Genomic DNA, 16,461 nt, shown 5'->3' on the forward strand with positions numbered 1-16,461 from the left:
TCCCTTGGGCCATCGCAGCCCAATACGACAATTCGGTGAAATTTTGCCAAGGCCTAAAAACAGGTCTTGGTTTGAGCAATTTTTGAATTTATATTTACCAAAGGTAAAATTCGGGAATTTCAAATATGACGCTTGTCCCCAACGTCCATGACGCCGAACCCATCCCCGCCGCCGCGCGCGAGGCCATTGATGCGCTGATGCAGTCCGGCGACCTGTTCCGCTATACCGCGCCGCAGGATGCACCGGTCGCGCTGCTCGAGGCCGAGTTTGCCGAACTGCTGGGCGCGAAATACGCGCTGGCGGTGTCTTCTTGCTCGGCCGCGCTGTTCCTGTCGCTCAAGGCACTGGGTCTGCCGCGCGATGCACGGGTGCTGATCCCCGGCTTTACCTTCGCCGCGGTGCCCTCGTCGATCGTACATGCCGACTGCATCCCGGTTCTGTGTGAAGTAGGTGATAACTACCGGATAAACATGGAAGACTTCGCTGCCAAACTGGACGGCGTGCAGGCGGTGATCATCAGCCATATGCGCGGCCATACCTCGGACATGGACGCGATCATGGCGCTGTGCGACGCCCGCAACATCCCCGTGATCGAGGACGCGGCCCATTCGCTGGGCACCACCTGGCACGGGCGCAATATCGGCACCATCGGCAAGATGGGCTGTTTCTCGTTCCAGTCCTACAAGATGATCAACGCCGGTGAAGGTGGCATTCTGGTCACCGACGATGCCGATCTGATCGCCCGCGCGGTGATCATGTCGGGCGCTTATGAGCACAACTGGAAGAAACACTCGGGCGCGCCCGAGCTTGCGCAGGCCTTCGCCCGCTGGCAGAACCAGTTGCCGCTGTATAACCTGCGCATGAGCAACCTCAGCGCCGCAGTGATCCGGCCTCAGATTCCGGAACTGGCGCGTCGGGTGCGCGATGGGCTGGCAAACCATGACTACGTCGCAAATCGTTTGAATACATCACCTTACATCGACGTACCCGCCCCGCTGACGCCCGAGCGCCGTGCGCCGGATTCGATCCAGTTCAATCTGCTCGACCTCAGCGATGATGAGATCAAGGCCTTCTCGGCCGCCGCCGAGGCGCGCGGCGTCAAGGTGCAGATCTTTGGCCTGAGCCAGGACAATGCGCGCGCCTTCTGGAACTGGCAATTCCTGCCCGAACAGGTCGACCTGCCGCAAACCCGCGCCATGCTGATGACCGCCTGCGACGTGCGCCTGCCCGTGCGCCTGACGCGCGACGAGTTGGATGTGATCGCGGACATCCTGCTGGCCTCGGTCGGCGAAGTCGTCGGCCCGATGCCCGTCTACGGCACCTAAGTCCCCGATAAATCAAATACCTGAACAGACAAAAACAACGCGTCGATCCCCTGCGGGGTCGGCGCGATGCGCGACAATATCCCCATCACCGCCGGCCCCTGATCCGTCTCGATCAGTAGCGGAGCACCGGAATCCCCCATCATGACAGGGCAGATCGCACGCAAAAGATCTGCCCCAAACGCGTTGGGTGCGCAGGTCCCGGTGCGGTTCAGGACATGCGGGCGCAGGCCGGGGTAGCCTGCAACATACCCTTCGTCTGACGCCTCCCCGGCGATCGCCAGAAACCCGACCTCTGCGCCAACCGGGTCGGCAAGCTCCAACACAGCCCAGTCCAGATCAGCAGCATTGTCAAAGGCCCCGTTCACACCCTGCGCCGGGTCCAGCCGGTAGGCGTTGACGGTCGAAACGGCGGCGGCCTGCCCGCGCTGATACCCGGCCGCGAAGCGAATGCTCGAAGGCGGTATCCAGCGCTTGCGGGCAGAATTGTACAGACAATGCGCCGCCGTCAGAACCAGACGGTCTGATACCAATACCCCGGTGCAATGGGACCGCTGACTGCGGCTGGCGAAATTGACCCGCCCGATGGCGCGCCAAGGCACCGCCGCAGCGTCCAGAAATTCCCGGCTGCGGATATCCTCGCAGCCCGCCGAAGCATCTTGCCCCAGCGTGCACACCGGTGCCCACACCTCCGAAAACTGCCCCTGCGCCAGCGCAACCTGCCCCCAAAGCAGCGCAGCAATCGCGGCCAGCCAGCGCATCAAAGCGATCAGCTGAGCTTGGACAGTTTCTGCTGCAGCTCGGCCAGTTGCTTCTTGATATCGTCCAGATCTTCTTTCGGCTCAGACGCCTCAGCTTCTGCATCCGGACCCGACCAGTTGCCCGACAAACCGCCGGTCATGGCCTTCAGAAAGGCTTGTTGCTGCGCCTGCATCGCCTCGAACCCCGGCATCTGCGACATCGGGTTCATCGCGTTCATGTTTTCCATCATCTTGGACTGGCTCTCGCGCAGCATCTCAAACGAGCTTTGCAGGAATTGCGGCATCATCCCCCCGCCCGGCACCATGTAGCTGCGCACCAGATCGTTCAGCACATTGACCGGCAGCACGTTTTCGCCCCGGCTTTCATGTTCGGCAATGATTTGAAGCAGATACTGACGGGTCAGATCGTCCCCGGTTTTCAGGTCGATGATCTGCACCTCGCGCCCATCGCGGATGAAGCCCGCGATATCTTCAAGCGTGACATAGTCGCTGGTCTCGGTGTTATACAGCCGACGGCTGGCATAGCGCTTGATCAACAACGGCTTTTCTTGTTCTGACACCGTTTACCCTCCCCAAGGATGATGCGTTGCAGCAGAGGTTATGCGACTGCAGAACAAAAAGAAAGGGCAGGTCAAGCGACCTGCCCGCAGCGATTGCACCATTTGGGAGGAATGGGTGCCTTTCGCAGTCTTTGCCTTACTTGGCGGCTGTTGCTTTCTTGGCAGCAGCAGTCACTTCGTTGGTAGCTTTTTTGACAGCTGCGGTTGCATCTTCTGCAGCGTTTTTGCCAGCAGCCATCAGCAGCTCGACGGTTTCGGTCTGAACTTTTTTCGCGATTTCAGCGAAAGCAGCCATGTTTTCGGCAGCAACTTCAGCCGACGCGCTTGCGAAGTCGGTTGCGGCTTTGGCGTAGTCAGCAGGCTCTGCTTTTGCTTTCGACATCTCGGTCAGCTTGGCCAGGGTTTCCTTGGTCCATTTGTTCGAGATTTCTGCCGATTTCTCAGCTGCGTCCAGGGCAACGCCCGACAGCTTTTCGTTCAGCGATGCGGTCGATTTGAACGCGTCTTCCAGAGCGCTTGTGTCAACCGGGAATGCACCCATCATGTCTTTCAGGGTCGCGGTAAAGTCTTGGGTCTTTGCCATTGTCCTAATCCTCTTAGCCAGTCCGGGCCCACCCCGGTTTTCATCAGCTTGAGGACAATATGATTGCTGCGCCGCAGCATTGCAAGTTTTTTCTTGCTGCGACGCAGAAAAATGTGGGTTTCAAAATGATATCAGCGGGTTGCTTTGACCAGAACATAAGTCCCCGGAGCCGGGCACAGACGTGGGTGATCCGAATCGCCGGTCTCACGGGCCGGAACCTGCTTGCCGGACCGCTTCTTCAGCCAGGCCTCCCACATCGGCCACCACGAACCTTCGTGGAAGTCCGCCTCTTTCAGCCAGGTATCAGCGTCGGCCTTCATATCAGGGTTGGTATAGTGACCGTATTTCTTCTTACTGGGCGGGTTCACGATGCCCGCGATATGGCCCGATTCCGAGACCACAAAGGTCTTGGATTTCGATCCCATCTGCTGCACCCCGCGATAGCAATCTTTCCACGCCGCGATGTGATCGGTCTCGCAGGTGATCGCCATCAGGGGCACGTCGACATCCTTAATATGCAGCTTGTGCCCCATCAGCTCGAACCCGTCGGTGACGAAATCATTGCTCTGACACAGGCCGCGCAGATACTGGACCGCCATTCGGCCCGGCAGGTTGGCGCCGTCGCCGTTCCAGAACAGTAAATCGAAAGCAGGAGGCGTTTCGCCCATCATGTAGTTGCGGATCGCGGGTGTATAGATCAGGTCGCGCGACCGCAGGAAGGACATGGTCCGCCCGATGATCCAAGCCTTCAGCACACCGTCCTTTGAGACCTGATCCTCGATCCCATCGACGAAATCGTTCTGCAGGAAGGGCGTGAACTCGCCCTGCTCGCCGAAATCGGTGAGTGTCGTGAAGAAGGTCGCTGATTTGATCGACTTGTCGCCGCGTTGTTTCATCAGCGACAGGGTCAGGTTCAGCGTCGTGCCCGCGATGCAATAGCCCACCGCATTGACCTGTTTGACCTTGCAGATCTTCTTGGCCTCTTCGATGGCGGTCAGGAACCCTTCCTGAATATAGTCCTCCATCCCAATATCGGCATGAGAGCTGTCGGCATTGACCCAGCTAACCACAAACAGGGTATAGCCCTGCTCGGTCACCCATTTGATCAGGCTGTTCTGCGCCTTGAGATCAAGGATATAGAACTTGTTGATCCACGGCGGGAACAGCACGATCGGCGTTTCATGCACCGTCTCGGTGACCGGCTTGTACTGGATCAGCTCCATCATCCGGTTGCGATAGACCACATCGCCGGGGGTGGTGGCGATGTTGCCACCGATCTCGAACGCGCTTTCATCGGCCAGCCTGACAACCATTTCGCCATCGTTGGCCTCAAGGTCCGACACGAGGTTCTCAAGCCCCTGTATCAATGACTGCCCTTCGGTCTCGATCGCCTTTTCCAGCGCATCGGGGTTGGTGGCCAGAAAATTCGTCGGCGCCATCATGTCGATGATCTGCTGCGAGAAATACTGAAGGCGCTGTTTGTCCTTGGTATCCAAATCCTCGACCGAGGCAACGGCTTGCGAGATCGCCTCGGCATTGGTCTGATACTGCTGACGGATCAGGCGGAAATAGGGGTTGGTGTCCCACATCGGGTTGGAAAACCGCCTGTCCTTGGACTTGGCCTGAGGTGCGTCGTCTTCACTGGCCGTCAGCGCCTTCTGCGCTTCGGCAAAGTTCAGAACCGACTTGCCCCAATACTCAATCTGATGCTCAAGCAGCTTGGTGGGGTTCTGCATCGCCTCGGCCCAATAGGCCGTTGCTGCTTTTGCAAAAAGCTCTTGATTCGGGCCATCCAGCGCGGGGGTATGCGGCGTCTTGCCCGCCATGACTTCGACAAGGCGCTTGGACAATTCTTCGACTTTGCCCATATTTTCTCTAAGCCGTTCAATATGTTCGTCGGTCAACTTGGGTGTCTGGCCGTCAGTAGTTGTCATTTTAACAATTCCCACCTAATCTCGCTGCTGTGCAGAATAACGTCGTGGGCGTCGGGCGGCAAAGCGACGAATGGTCCGAACTCTCAGGCTGATACGCAGGAGGCACATTCGATGCGCTACATGATGACCTACGACCTGATGGAAACCATGCGTAACACCAACCAATGGCTTGGTGCAACTGCAAGCGCGATGGCCTCTTATCCGCTGTTTTCGATGACGCCGAACCCCGCATTCAACTGGATGGCTGCCTGGGGTGAGGTGACCGAGCGCACGTTCCAACGCATGATCGTCAAGCCTGATTGGGGCATTCGCACCTTCACCTGCGAGGATGGCAAGGACCATCTGGTTGACGTGACCACCGTTCTGGAACGCCCCTTTGGCGACCTCATCCATTTCCGCGTCAACGGGCGCGAAGAACAGCCGCGCAAGGTTCTGCTGGTTGCGCCGATGTCGGGCCATTACGCCACCCTGCTGCGCTCGACCGTCAAAAGCTTGCTGGTCAATTGCGAAGTTTACATCACCGATTGGCATAACGCGCGCGACATCCCCGTGTCCGAAGGCAAGTTCGATGTCGAGGATTACACCCTCTACCTTGTCGATTTTATGAAAGAGCTGGGGCCGGATACCCATGTCGTGGCCGTCTGCCAACCCGCGCCGCTGACGCTGGCCGCAACCGCCTATCTGGCCGAGGTCGAGCCCAAGGCCCAGCCCAGCACCCTGACCCTGATCGGCGGCCCCGTCGATCCCGACGCCACCCCGACCGAGGTCACCGATTTTGGCCGCCGCGTGACCATGGGCCAGTTGGAAGAAACGATGATCCAGCGCGTGGGCTTCAAATACAAAGGCGTGGGCCGCATGGTCTATCCCGGCCTGCTGCAACTGGCCTCGTTCATGTCGATGAATGCGGAACGGCACAGCAAGGCGTTCTCGGATCAGATCCAGCGGGTGATCCGCGATGAAGCCTCGGACCACGACGCGCATAACCGGTTCTACGATGAATATCTGGCCGTGATGGACATGACGGCTGAGTTTTACCTGTCGACGGTCGAACGGGTCTTTAAGAACCGCGAAATTGCGCGCAACGAATTCGTTGTTGCCGGGCATAAGGTCGATATCGGCAAGATCACCGACGTCGCCGTGAAATCGGTCGAAGGCTCAAACGACGATATCTCGGCCCCCGGTCAGTGCATCGCGGCGCTGGATTTGTGCACCGGCCTGCCGGACAGCAAAAAGGCCAGCCATGTCGAACCCGGCGCGGGCCATTATGGCATTTTCGCAGGCCGCAGCTGGCGCGACAACATCCGCCCGCTTGTGATTGATTTCATGAACGAAAACAGCCGCAAGAAACCCCGCCGGCGCGCCGCCAACAGCAACAAGGTGGCATGAGCGGGACTGGCACCCTTGCCTTCTCCTGCACCTGCGGCGCGCTGCAGGGGCACATAACGCCCCGAGGGATCAAGCTTGGCACCCATGTCGGGTGCTACTGCCACGATTGCCGCGCCGCGCAGCTGTATTTCAAACAGCCCGACCCGGCCCCCGGGCCTGTCGATATCCTGCAGACCACACCCGAAGACATCCGCATCGAACAGGGGGCCGAACATCTGGCTGCCATGCAACTCAGCCCAAAGGGGATGTTGCGTTGGTATGCAGATTGCTGCGGCGCACCGCTGGCGACTACGCCGCAAAGCTCCAAATTTCCGTTTGCCGGGCTCATCGTCAAACGCATTCCCGATCCCTCGGCGCTGGGTCCAATCACCACACGCGGCTTTGTGCCCAGACCGGGCGGCAAGCAAAAGCACGAAAAGCTAAGCTATGCGGCCATCGGATTGATCCGGCGGGTGCTCGGGTCACGCTTGTCCGGTCGCTGGAAAACGTCGCAGTTCTTCTCGGCCCAGACCGCCGCACCGGTCGTCACACCAACCGTTCTGACCAAAGAACAACGCCGCGCGCTGTATGACTAGAACAATTGCAGCGGCACCTGCAGCCATTGCTGCATCGCAGCATTAACCGCCTCCGGCGCTTCGAGCGTCGGCAGATGACCCGCATCATCCAACTCCTGCAACTCGGCCTTGGGGATCAGGTCCGCCATGAACCGATGCTTTCTGACCGGGGTCAGCGTGTCATGCACCCCGCACAGAACCAGCACCGGCACCTTGATCAGCCGCAGCGCCGCCTGCTGATCCGGTCGGCGTTGCAGCGCGCGCATCTGGCGGATGAACAGATCGGGGCCCAGTTCACGCGCCATCTGTATAACGTCCTGCAGGATCGGAATGCGCTGCGGCCCGGGGGCCAGCATGTCCGACCCGATGGCCTTGTGCATCACCTCGTCCAGCCGCCCCGCCTGCGCGCCGATAATCAGTTCCTCGCGCCCCGCCGCGATCTGAGGCGTGTCAGCCTGCGCATCCGTGGCCATCAGGCATAACCGCATCACCCGGTCGGGCGCGCGCCGGATCAGTTCCAGCGCAACCATGCCACCCATACCCTGCCCCGCCAGCGCAAATCGTTGCGGCAACTGATCCAGCAGGCCCGAGGCGATCTCCTCCATCCGCTCCCCGCCCGAGATCGGCGCAACCATCACCGCCCGCTCCTGCGACAGCCGTTCGATCTGCGGGCGAAACAGCCTTGCATCACTCATCAATCCGGGCAGCAGAACCAACGGCTCGATCAAGCGGGGCCTCCCTCGTTCGACGGTTCAGACGGTCTTGTTTTGCCTCAGGATGAGAGTTTTGCCCGCGCGCGGCAAGCGCAATTTTCACGGATAGCGGATGCCGCGAAAAGCCGGAAAATCGGCATATCGCGCTTGCCGCTGCGCCAGCGTTTCGCCCGGCTCATCCCCTGCGCGCAACAAACAGCCACGCGGCGCGATATAGCTGTCGATCCGCCGTTGCGGTTTGGGCCGCCAGACCAGATTGAACGCGCAAAGCTTGGGAAAAAACCAGATCTCGGAATAGTCCAGATGATCATGCATCCACCACGCCAGATCGCGCCAATCCCGTCCCTGCGCATAACGATCCGCAAACCACGGGATCACCACCGAAGCCCCCGCAACCCGCGCCTCGCCCTGCCCCCAATCCCAGATATGACACTCCAACGGATTGTCATTGCGAGCACAGTTCAGATGATTTTCATTGCCGTAACGGTTCAACGACGGCGAGCGGTACCCCGACCGCACCGCGACCCGGCCAAAGGTCTCCTCCAGCGGATCCATCAGGGTTTCGCAAAAGGCCCGCCCGGTCTCGATCGCAAGGTCGGGATTCTCGGGGATATTCTGTTTCTGGTGAAAATTCCCTATCTCGGAATACAGGAAATCGCGCATGAAGAAATGCTTCGACAGACGCACCCGGCCCAACGTCTCAAGGCTCCACATACTGCCGGGTTTGCGCATCACTCGATCCCCTGTTCAGCCAGCCAGTCGAGTATCCCTGACACCGCCGCGTCCGTCTGCCCCGGCGACATCAGCCGCCCCGCAATCACGTGCGAGGCCGGATCATCCCCCGGCCCCATCGTCACCAGCTGAACCGTCGTCGGACCACCCCACGCCGCTGCAACCCTGTGCGTGCGATCCGGGCGAACCACCTGATCATCATCCGAAAACCAGAACAGCGCCGGCACCTGCGCACCCGAGAAATCCAGCGCATAGACCGCATCCACCAACACCGACATGGGCACCACCGCCTCCCACGGATAAACCACGGTCCAGTACTTGTTCTTCTCAGGGTCAGGCCCCGAAACGTCGCGCTCATCCCCCATCAGCAGCGGCAACCACCTGCGCGCCCAAGGCAGAGACGGAACCCAGGCCGCCGCCGTATTGACCCCGAAGTTCGGCGAGACAAAAACCATCGCCGCCACATCTTCGCTCAACGCGGCATCCAACGCCGCCGCAGCGGCCAGGGTGCCCCCGGTCGAGGTCGACATCACGATCACCCGATCCCCCACCGCCCGCGCCGCAGCCAGCCCCTCGGCCATATCCTGCATCCACCCCGTCGCCGTCGCGTCGGCCATTGCCGAGCCATCGCGCCCGTGACCCTGCAACCGGGTATAAACAAGATTTGCGCCCAAAGCGTCGGCAATCCTGTCAGGCACGGGCCGGACTTCCTCGGACGAGGCCGAAAAGCCGTGAAGGTAGAGGACCGAATAGGGCGTGCGACGCTCATAATACCCGTCCTGCCAGACCACCCTCTTCTCAACGCCCGGTACAATGTCGTCATACGCAGACTCGATGCTTTCGAAATAAACCTGCACCCCTTCGCCGAACTTGCGCGGATCAAAGCGCGGATGCAGGTCAACCGGCTCGCGCGGGCCAAAGACATAGATCAGCCCACAAACCAGCCCAAGGCCCAACAGCACCCGCCCAAGGACCCATCCGAAACGACGCATCAGGCCTCACCCATCACATCCAGAACAGCCTGTTCTATCATCCCCAGACAGGGACCGTCCGAGAACCGATGATCCGCCTCCTTCACCAGCAACAGCCGCATATCCGGGCCGGTCGCGTGTTCAATCAACTGCACCGCTGTCCCGACCGACACCGCCGTATCCGCCGTTCCCTGCAAGAACCGCACCGGAAACGGCAACTCCAGCGCTGATCGCAACACCAGCCGCTGCCGCCCATCCTCGATCATCCGCTTGGTGATGACATAGGGCTCCATATAATCCGAAGGCAGCTCCACCTGTCCCTCGGTCTCCAAAGCCGCCTTCTGTTCGTCCGTGAATGAGGCCCAATACCCATCCTCAATAAAATCAGGTGCCGCCGCGATGGTCACCATCCCTGCAACACGCTCGGGCATCACCCGCGCCAGCAACAGCGCCTGCCAACCACCCATGGACGACCCCACGACAATCAAAGGCCCCTCGGTCAACCGAGACACCGCCGCCAACGTATCCTCATGCCAATCACCGATGCAGCCATCGGTAAACGCACCCGAACTTTCCCCATGCCCCGAATAATCAAACCGCAAAAACGCCTGCCCCCGCGCCTGCGCCCAGGCCTCAAGATGCACCGCCTTGGTGCCCTCCATATCCGACTTCAACCCGCCCAGAAAAACCACGGTCGGCCCCGCACCGTCACTCTTGTGATACGCCAACCGCCGCCCCTGCGCCGTCTCCAGAAATTCTGCCTCAGCCATGAAACCCTCGCTGCTAATCCCCCACATCATGCACGTCACGACCCCAGCCGCAATTCCCCGATCCATTCTTCATCTGGCTAAAAATATCCCGGGGTGCGCGAGGGGCAGCGCCCCTCGCTCCAACCCTTGACACGCACACCACCACCTGCCAAAGCAGCGCAACACACATAACCCGCAACCGGGCGTTCAGTGGGCGCCAAACCGACGAGGAGAGCCAATATGGCCCTGGATTCAAAATCCGTCTCACTCACCTTCCCCGATGGCAATGCACGATCCTATGACGCTGGCGTCACGCCTGCGCAGGTGGCGGCTGACATCTCGACCTCGCTGGCCAAAAAGGCCATCTCGGCCACGGTCGATGGCAAGCATTGGGATCTGCAATGGCCCATCAACGCCGACGCACAAATCGCCATCCACACCATGAAAGACGAGGTGCAGGCCAATGAGCTGATCCGCCACGATCTGGCGCATATTATGGCCCGCGCGGTGCAAGAGATCTGGCCCGACACCAAAGTCACCATCGGCCCCGTCATCGAAAACGGCTGGTATTATGACTTCGACCGTGCCGAGCCCTTCACCCCCGAAGACCTCGGCAAGATCGAAAAGAAAATGAAGGAAATCATCAACAAGCGCGACGCCGTGACAACGGAAGTCTGGGACCGCCAACGCGCGATTGATTTCTACACCGCCAACAACGAGCCCTACAAAGTCGAACTGATCGACGCCATCCCCGGCGATGAGCCGCTACGCATGTACTGGCACGGCGACTGGCAGGACCTCTGCCGTGGCCCGCACCTGCAGCACACAGGTCAGGTGCCCGGCGACGCGTTCAAACTGATGTCCATCGCCGGGGCCTACTGGCGCGGCGACAGCAGCCGTTCGATGCTGCAACGCATCTACGGCGTGGCCTTCACCGGCAAGGAAAAGCTCAAGGCTCACCTGCATATGCTGGAAGAGGCCGCCAAACGCGACCACCGCAAACTGGGCCGCGAGATGGACCTGTTCCACATGCAGGAAGAGGCCCCCGGTCAGGTGTTCTGGCACCCCAATGGCTGGACCATCTACACCCAACTGCAGGACTACATGCGGCGTAAACAGCGCGCAGGCGGGTATAACGAGATCAACACGCCTCAGGTGGTCGACCGCAAATTGTGGGAGGCCTCGGGCCACTGGGAAAAATACCAGCACCATATGTTCCTCGTTGAAGTGGACGAAAGCCGGGATGGCGAGAACGACGATGCAAGCTCGAAGAACCGCGATCAGACCCGGATCAACGCGCTGAAGCCGATGAACTGCCCCTGCCACGTGCAGGTGTTCAATCAGGGCCTCAAAAGCTATCGCGATCTGCCGCTGCGGCTGGCCGAGTTCGGATCATGCTCGCGGTTCGAACCATCGGGCGCCCTGCACGGGATCATGCGCGTGCGCGGGTTCACGCAGGACGACGCCCATATCTTCTGTACCGAGGATCAGATTCAGGACGAATGCGCGCGCTTCATCGACTTTCTCGCGAACGTCTATGACGAGCTCGGCTTCAAAGAGTTCGAGATCCGCTTTGCGACCCGCCCCGAAAAGCGTGTCGGTACCGATGAAAGCTGGGATTATGTCGAGGGCGCGCTGGAGAACGCGATCAAGGCGGTGGGTCGGGACTATACGCTGGAACCCGGCGACGGCGCATTCTACGGCCCCAAGCTGGACTTTTACCTGACCGACGCCATCGGTCGGGTCTGGCAGTGCGGCACATTCCAGGTTGATCCCAACCTGCCCGAGCGGCTGGACGCGACCTATGTCGGCGCAGATGGCGACCGGCACCGCCCCTACATGCTGCACCGCGCCTGCCTTGGATCGTTCGAACGGTTCATCGGCATCCTGATCGAGAACTGGGAAGGCAAGCTGCCCTTCTGGTTGGCCCCGCGTCAGGTCGTGGTCGCCTCGATCACGTCCGAGGCTGATGCCTATGTGGCCGAAGTGGTCGAAACGCTCAAAGCAGCCGGTGTGCGGGCCGAGGCGGATATCCGCAACGAAAAGATCAACTATAAGGTCCGCGAACACTCGGTCGGTAAAGTGCCCGTGATTCTGGCCGTCGGCCACCGCGAGGTCGAGGAACGCACCGTCAGCGTGCGCCGTTTGGGCGAAAAACAGACGCAGGTTCAGTCACTTGAGTCTGTAACAAATGAGCTTTCCCGTGCGGCAACTCCGCCCGATCTGCTGTAACATTCGGCATCATATCGCCGGAAATCCGGCCCCAGACAGGGGGCCGGATTGAAACATTTTCACTTTTCCCCTTCAAAAACAGTTTGTTAACGCGCAAGATGGCATGACTATCTTTGACGCGCTTGTGAGACACGGGCTCGTGAATTCAAACCCGGCCCCCAAGCCACTAACTTGATCAGTGTCACAAGCAGACAAACGCAGTCAGCAAGAGGATTACTCGAGATGTCGAACACCGCAAAAACCCTGGTTATCGCAAGCGCCGTTGCAGCCGCCGTATCGGGCGCAGCCACAACCGCAACTGCCCAAGCGAAAGAGAAATGCTATGGCGTTTCGCTGGCCGGTCAGAACGACTGCGCCGCGGGCCCCGGCACCACCTGCGCGGGCACCTCGACCGTCGACTATCAGGGCAACGCATGGACCCTGGTTGACGCAGGCACCTGCGCCGATATCGAACTGCCCAAGACGGCAGACGGTTCGGACCGCAAAGGCTCGCTCGAGCCGCTGGATCGCGACCTGCCTGCATAAGGTTGTCCGAATGAATTACGAAGGGCGGGCAGGTTCGCCCGCCCTTTTGTCATGATCAGAGGATTTGCAGATGTTGGATGACGCACTCAGGTCGAACCGGTTGCCCGCCGCCCCCGGCGTCGGCTACAAACCGCAGCATTTCGCGCAGATCCTCGAGCAGGCCAAGCCTGTGGCATGGCTGGAAATCCATGCCGAAAACTACATGGGCGACGGTGGCCGCCCTCTGGCGCAGCTGCGCCATCTGTCCGAACAATTCCCCATTTCCGTCCACGGCGTCGGCCTGTCCATTGGCGGCGAAACCCCGCTGGACCCCGATCATCTGGCCCGGCTGAAACATCTGGTCGGCTGGCTGAACCCCGCCAGCTTCTCGGAACATCTGGCGTGGTCGACCCATGACAGCCACTTCCTGAACGACCTGCTGCCCCTGCCCTATACCGACGCCACTCTGGCGCGGGTCTGCGATCATATCGATCAGGTGCAGAACGTGGTCGGGCGGCAGATGCTGCTGGAAAACCCCTCCAGCTATCTGGCCTTCGAAGAAAGCACATGGTCCGAGCCCGATTTCCTGCGCGAAATCACCCGCCGCACCGGCTGCGGGTTGCTTTTGGACGTGAACAACGTCTTTGTCTCGGCCACCAATCTGGATTTCTCGCCGCAGGGCTATATCGACGCCTACCCGCTGGATCAGGTGGGCGAAATTCATCTGGGCGGCCATGATGAGGATGAAGACGATCACGGCCATCCCCTGCTGATCGACAGCCACGGGCGCGAGGTGGTCGATCCCGTCTGGGCCCTGCTGGATTACGTTCTGGACAAATCCGGCCCCAAACCGCTGCTGATCGAATGGGACACCGACGTGCCCGACTGGCCCATCCTGCGGGCCGAGGCCGAACGCGCCCAACAAGCACTGGACCGCGTGCCCGCATGAGCGTGTCGCAGACCACATTCCACAGCGCCCTTCTGGATGCTGGCCAACCCATCCCCGACGGGTTGCTGGATGCCGAGGCCCAGCCCGCCGGGCGTCGTTTCAGCGTCTATCGCAACAACGTGGCCGTCTCGCTGACCGAAGCGATGCATCAGGCTTTTCCGGTAATCACCAAACTGCTGGGGGCGCAGAACATGGACGGTCTGGCCGGGATTTTCCTGCGCCAACACCCGCCCTCGTCCCCGTTGATGATGTTCTACGGCGAAGACTTCCCGGCCTTTCTGCAGGGGATGCAGCAGCTCTCGCATCTGGGCTATCTGCCTGATGTCGCCCGGCTGGAACTGGCGTTCCGCCGGTCCTATCACGCCGCCGACGCGCCGCCCATCGAGGCCGACGCGCTGGCCATCCCGCCCGAGGATCTGATGCAAGCCAAGCTGACTCTGGCCCCCGCAATGCAGGTCCTGCACTCGGATTGGCCGATCCACGCGATCTGGCGGTTCAACACCGAAGACAACGCCCCCAAGCCACAGGCCGAGGCGCAAGATGTGCTGATCACCCGCCCCGAATACGACCCCGAACCCAATCTGCTGCCTGCAGGTGGCGCGGCGTGGATCACGCGGATTCAGGACGGCCAAACCATTGGCGATGCATTTGAGTTAACCGTGGCGGAAACGCCCGAGTTTGACCTTGGAACCACTCTGGCACTGCTTTTGCAAGGCGGTGCAATAACTTCTGTGACTATCGAAAGGCTGGAAACATGACTGCCCTGATCTCAATTCACAATAATGTTCTGGGGAAACTGGACGTCGTTTCCGGCTGGCTGACACCCACTCTGGCCCGCTTGGTCTTTGCCGCAACCCTGCTGATTTATTATTGGAACTCCGCTTCGACAAAACTCGGCAGCGGGTTTTTCGGCTTCCTGTTCCCGTCCGACGGTGCCTACGTGCAAATCTTCCCGAAAGCGATGGAAGCCGTCAGCTATGACAGCTCGCAACTGGGATTCTTCCACTGGATCGTTGCCGTGGCCGGAACATGGGCCGAATTCCTGCTGCCCGCACTGGTGCTGGTGGGCCTGCTGTCACGTCTGGCGGCCCTGGGCATGATCGGTTTTATCTGGGTGCAGACCATTGTGGACGTCGCCGGGCATGGCGCGCAACTGGGTGAGTTCTTTACCGCCGCACCCAATATTCTGGATCAACGGACACTCTGGACCTTCCTGCTGCTGGTGATCGTGATCAACGGCGCGGGCCCGCTGTCGGTCGACCGGGCGCTGCGCCTGAAGTAAGTTAGAAATGCGCCTTGGGCTCGTCCGGTTTACCCGCAGCGAGCCCAAGCAATCCCGCCACGCCCGCGAATGCGATCGGGAACATGGTGAAGACGCCGAAGCCAAAGGCGTAATACATCCCCGCCGCCGAGATCATCAGCAAAACACCCCCGACCAGCGCGCGGGCATGGGCCATTGCCCCGCCGACAATCGCCAGCAAAGGGGCCACGATTGAGGCGGTCTGGATCAGGGCGGGATTATCGACCTGTTCGGCAATGCCGTCGATCTCTCCAAACCGATCTACGAACTCGACAAAGCCGTAACCAAAAAAGCCCACGATCATTCCGATCAGCCCGGCGATGACGCCGAGTATCATGGCCGCGTTACGCATAAACAGGTCTCCTGTATGTTATACCGAGTCACATAAGCAGTCGTTCAGGAAACGCCAAGCCCCGCGCGGGTTTCAGGTGTCCAACCCAGATACATCTGCCCGTCCGCCTCGATCAGTGGCCGCTTCATCAGCGTCGGGTGATCCGCCAGCAGCTCAAGCACCGGCCGATCGCGCGCGCCCTCGTCCAATCCACGCCAGGTTGTCGAACGGGTGTTGAGCAAGGCTTTGCCGAAACTCTCGAACGCCGCCGACATCACATCTTCGGGAACGCCCTGCGCCCGCACGTCGACAAATTCGGCATCGGGCAGGGATTTCAATGCCTTACGGCAGGTATCGCAGGTCTTTAACCCAAATAGACGCATGGTTCGGCTGATCCTGTATTCGCTGCAATTTCGGGCAAACCGCGTGGCCCACCCCGGTTATTCTTGATTTTTTACTTCACCGTGCAATGTTGAAAAAGACGAAACACGCAATCCGGGCTGTATCGTGTGGGCGAACAGTGATGTGTTGCGGTCTTGTCATGACGGCCCCCACCAATTTGTGGGACAACGTGTAAGTAGAAGGAGACACGGGAAATGCCAACCGGCACCGTGAAATGGTTTAATACAACCAAAGGCTATGGTTTTATTGCGCCCGATGAGGGTGGCAAAGATGTGTTTGTTCATATCTCGGCCGTAGAACGATCCGGCCTGACCGGACTCGCTGACAATCAGAAAGTCTCGTACGAGCTGGAAGACGGACGTGATGGCCGCCAGATGGCGTCTGATTTAAAGCCGCTTTGAAGTAAACCCGCCGCGGCGGGAAGGTTAGATAAGGTTAGCGGCCAATTTCCGGCCGTTAACCGTTACATCACCCAAAC

19 protein-coding genes are annotated in these 16,461 nt (G+C 60.0%); 9 read left to right on the forward strand and 10 right to left on the reverse strand.

The genetic code is table 11. The features are described 5' to 3' along the window. Positions 1 to 125: 125 nt before the first annotated feature. Positions 126 to 1,325, forward strand: coding sequence for a DegT/DnrJ/EryC1/StrS family aminotransferase (locus tag ACR0J1_RS03510; protein ID WP_480730550.1), 1,200 nt, complete (start codon positions 126 to 128; stop codon positions 1,323 to 1,325). Here the strand turns inward: ACR0J1_RS03510 and ACR0J1_RS03515 are convergent. The 4 genes from ACR0J1_RS03515 to ACR0J1_RS03530 form a co-directional block, all read right to left on the reverse strand. Further along, complete coding sequence (locus ACR0J1_RS03515; protein WP_480730552.1) at positions 1,322 to 2,083, reverse strand: trypsin-like serine peptidase; 762 nt, start codon at positions 2,081 to 2,083, stop codon at positions 1,322 to 1,324. The genes ACR0J1_RS03510 and ACR0J1_RS03515 overlap by 4 nt on opposite strands. 8 nt (positions 2,084 to 2,091) lie before the next feature. Further along, positions 2,092 to 2,643, reverse strand: coding sequence for a polyhydroxyalkanoate synthesis repressor PhaR (phaR, locus tag ACR0J1_RS03520; RefSeq protein ID WP_480730554.1), 552 nt, complete (start codon positions 2,641 to 2,643; stop codon positions 2,092 to 2,094). A 136-nt stretch (positions 2,644 to 2,779) separates the two neighbouring features. Continuing rightward, entirely contained in the window at positions 2,780 to 3,226 is a 447-nt protein-coding gene (locus ACR0J1_RS03525; protein WP_480730555.1) for a phasin family protein, read from the reverse strand. Positions 3,227 to 3,357: 131 nt separating this feature from the next. After that, on the reverse strand, positions 3,358 to 5,160 hold the full coding sequence (locus ACR0J1_RS03530) for a PHA/PHB synthase family protein (protein WP_480730557.1): 1,803 nt from the start codon (positions 5,158 to 5,160) through the stop codon (positions 3,358 to 3,360). 111 nt (positions 5,161 to 5,271) lie between these two features. On the opposite strand from ACR0J1_RS03530, the gene phaZ reads away from it, so the two are divergent. Continuing rightward, a complete protein-coding gene (gene phaZ / locus ACR0J1_RS03535) occupies positions 5,272 to 6,546 on the forward strand; it encodes a polyhydroxyalkanoate depolymerase (protein ID WP_480730559.1) in 1,275 nt (424 codons plus the stop codon). Beyond that, entirely contained in the window at positions 6,543 to 7,121 is a 579-nt protein-coding gene (locus tag ACR0J1_RS03540) for a DUF6151 family protein (protein ID WP_480730561.1), read from the forward strand. Before phaZ ends, ACR0J1_RS03540 begins: the two co-directional genes overlap by 4 nt. Here the strand turns inward: ACR0J1_RS03540 and ACR0J1_RS03545 are convergent. The 4 genes from ACR0J1_RS03545 to ACR0J1_RS03560 all read right to left on the reverse strand — a co-directional run bounded on the left by ACR0J1_RS03545 (position 7,118) and on the right by ACR0J1_RS03560 (position 10,286). Continuing rightward, positions 7,118 to 7,828 carry an alpha/beta fold hydrolase gene (locus ACR0J1_RS03545; protein ID WP_480730562.1) on the reverse strand — a complete coding sequence of 237 codons (711 nt, stop codon included), beginning with the start codon at positions 7,826 to 7,828 and terminating at the stop codon, positions 7,118 to 7,120. The two genes, ACR0J1_RS03540 and ACR0J1_RS03545, sit on opposite strands and share 4 nt — an antisense overlap. Positions 7,829 to 7,912: 84 nt before the next feature. Then, the gene (locus ACR0J1_RS03550; RefSeq protein ID WP_480731304.1) at positions 7,913 to 8,527 is read right to left on the reverse strand and encodes a hypothetical protein; all 615 of its coding nucleotides are present in this window, start codon (positions 8,525 to 8,527) and stop codon (positions 7,913 to 7,915) included. Positions 8,528 to 8,544: 17 nt separating this feature from the next. Beyond that, on the reverse strand, positions 8,545 to 9,537 hold the full coding sequence (locus ACR0J1_RS03555; RefSeq protein ID WP_480730563.1) for an alpha/beta hydrolase: 993 nt from the start codon (positions 9,535 to 9,537) through the stop codon (positions 8,545 to 8,547). Further along, positions 9,537 to 10,286: an alpha/beta fold hydrolase gene (locus tag ACR0J1_RS03560; protein ID WP_480730565.1), complete on the reverse strand. Its 750-nt coding sequence runs from the start codon at positions 10,284 to 10,286 to the stop codon at positions 9,537 to 9,539. Before ACR0J1_RS03560 ends, ACR0J1_RS03555 begins: the two co-directional genes overlap by 1 nt. 219 nt (positions 10,287 to 10,505) lie before the next feature. On the opposite strand from ACR0J1_RS03560, the gene thrS reads away from it, so the two are divergent. From thrS to ACR0J1_RS03585, 5 genes are all read left to right on the forward strand, one after another. Continuing rightward, on the forward strand, positions 10,506 to 12,497 hold the full coding sequence (thrS, locus tag ACR0J1_RS03565; RefSeq protein WP_480730567.1) for a threonine--tRNA ligase: 1,992 nt from the start codon (positions 10,506 to 10,508) through the stop codon (positions 12,495 to 12,497). Between the two features lie 222 nt (positions 12,498 to 12,719). After that, on the forward strand, positions 12,720 to 13,022 hold the full coding sequence (locus ACR0J1_RS03570) for a BufA1 family periplasmic bufferin-type metallophore (RefSeq protein WP_170683089.1): 303 nt from the start codon (positions 12,720 to 12,722) through the stop codon (positions 13,020 to 13,022). Between the two features lie 70 nt (positions 13,023 to 13,092). After that, positions 13,093 to 13,950, forward strand: coding sequence for an MNIO family bufferin maturase (gene bufB / locus ACR0J1_RS03575; protein ID WP_480730569.1), 858 nt, complete (start codon positions 13,093 to 13,095; stop codon positions 13,948 to 13,950). After that, positions 13,947 to 14,708, forward strand: a complete 762-nt coding sequence (locus tag ACR0J1_RS03580; RefSeq protein WP_480730571.1) for an HvfC/BufC family peptide modification chaperone — start codon at positions 13,947 to 13,949, stop codon at positions 14,706 to 14,708. The genes bufB and ACR0J1_RS03580 overlap by 4 nt, the downstream gene beginning before the upstream one ends. Next, positions 14,705 to 15,232: a DoxX family protein gene (locus tag ACR0J1_RS03585; protein ID WP_480730572.1), complete on the forward strand. Its 528-nt coding sequence runs from the start codon at positions 14,705 to 14,707 to the stop codon at positions 15,230 to 15,232. Before ACR0J1_RS03580 ends, ACR0J1_RS03585 begins: the two co-directional genes overlap by 4 nt. Position 15,233: 1 nt before the next feature. Here the strand turns inward: ACR0J1_RS03585 and ACR0J1_RS03590 are convergent, their stop codons facing one another. Together ACR0J1_RS03590 and ACR0J1_RS03595 are read right to left on the reverse strand one after the other, a co-directional pair. Next, positions 15,234 to 15,602 (reverse strand): hypothetical protein, encoded by a 369-nt coding sequence (locus tag ACR0J1_RS03590; RefSeq protein WP_480730574.1) that lies wholly within the window; start codon positions 15,600 to 15,602, stop codon positions 15,234 to 15,236. A gap of 44 nt (positions 15,603 to 15,646) precedes the next feature. Then, complete coding sequence (locus tag ACR0J1_RS03595) at positions 15,647 to 15,964, reverse strand: arsenate reductase family protein (protein WP_480730576.1); 318 nt, start codon at positions 15,962 to 15,964, stop codon at positions 15,647 to 15,649. A gap of 213 nt (positions 15,965 to 16,177) precedes the next feature. Here ACR0J1_RS03595 and ACR0J1_RS03600 point away from each other — a divergent pair, with 213 nt between their 5' ends. After that, positions 16,178 to 16,384: a cold-shock protein gene (locus ACR0J1_RS03600; protein WP_010439113.1), complete on the forward strand. Its 207-nt coding sequence runs from the start codon at positions 16,178 to 16,180 to the stop codon at positions 16,382 to 16,384. The last annotated feature ends 77 nt before the right edge of the window (positions 16,385 to 16,461 follow it).

Source organism: Ruegeria sp. CJ3, from assembly GCF_056536725.1.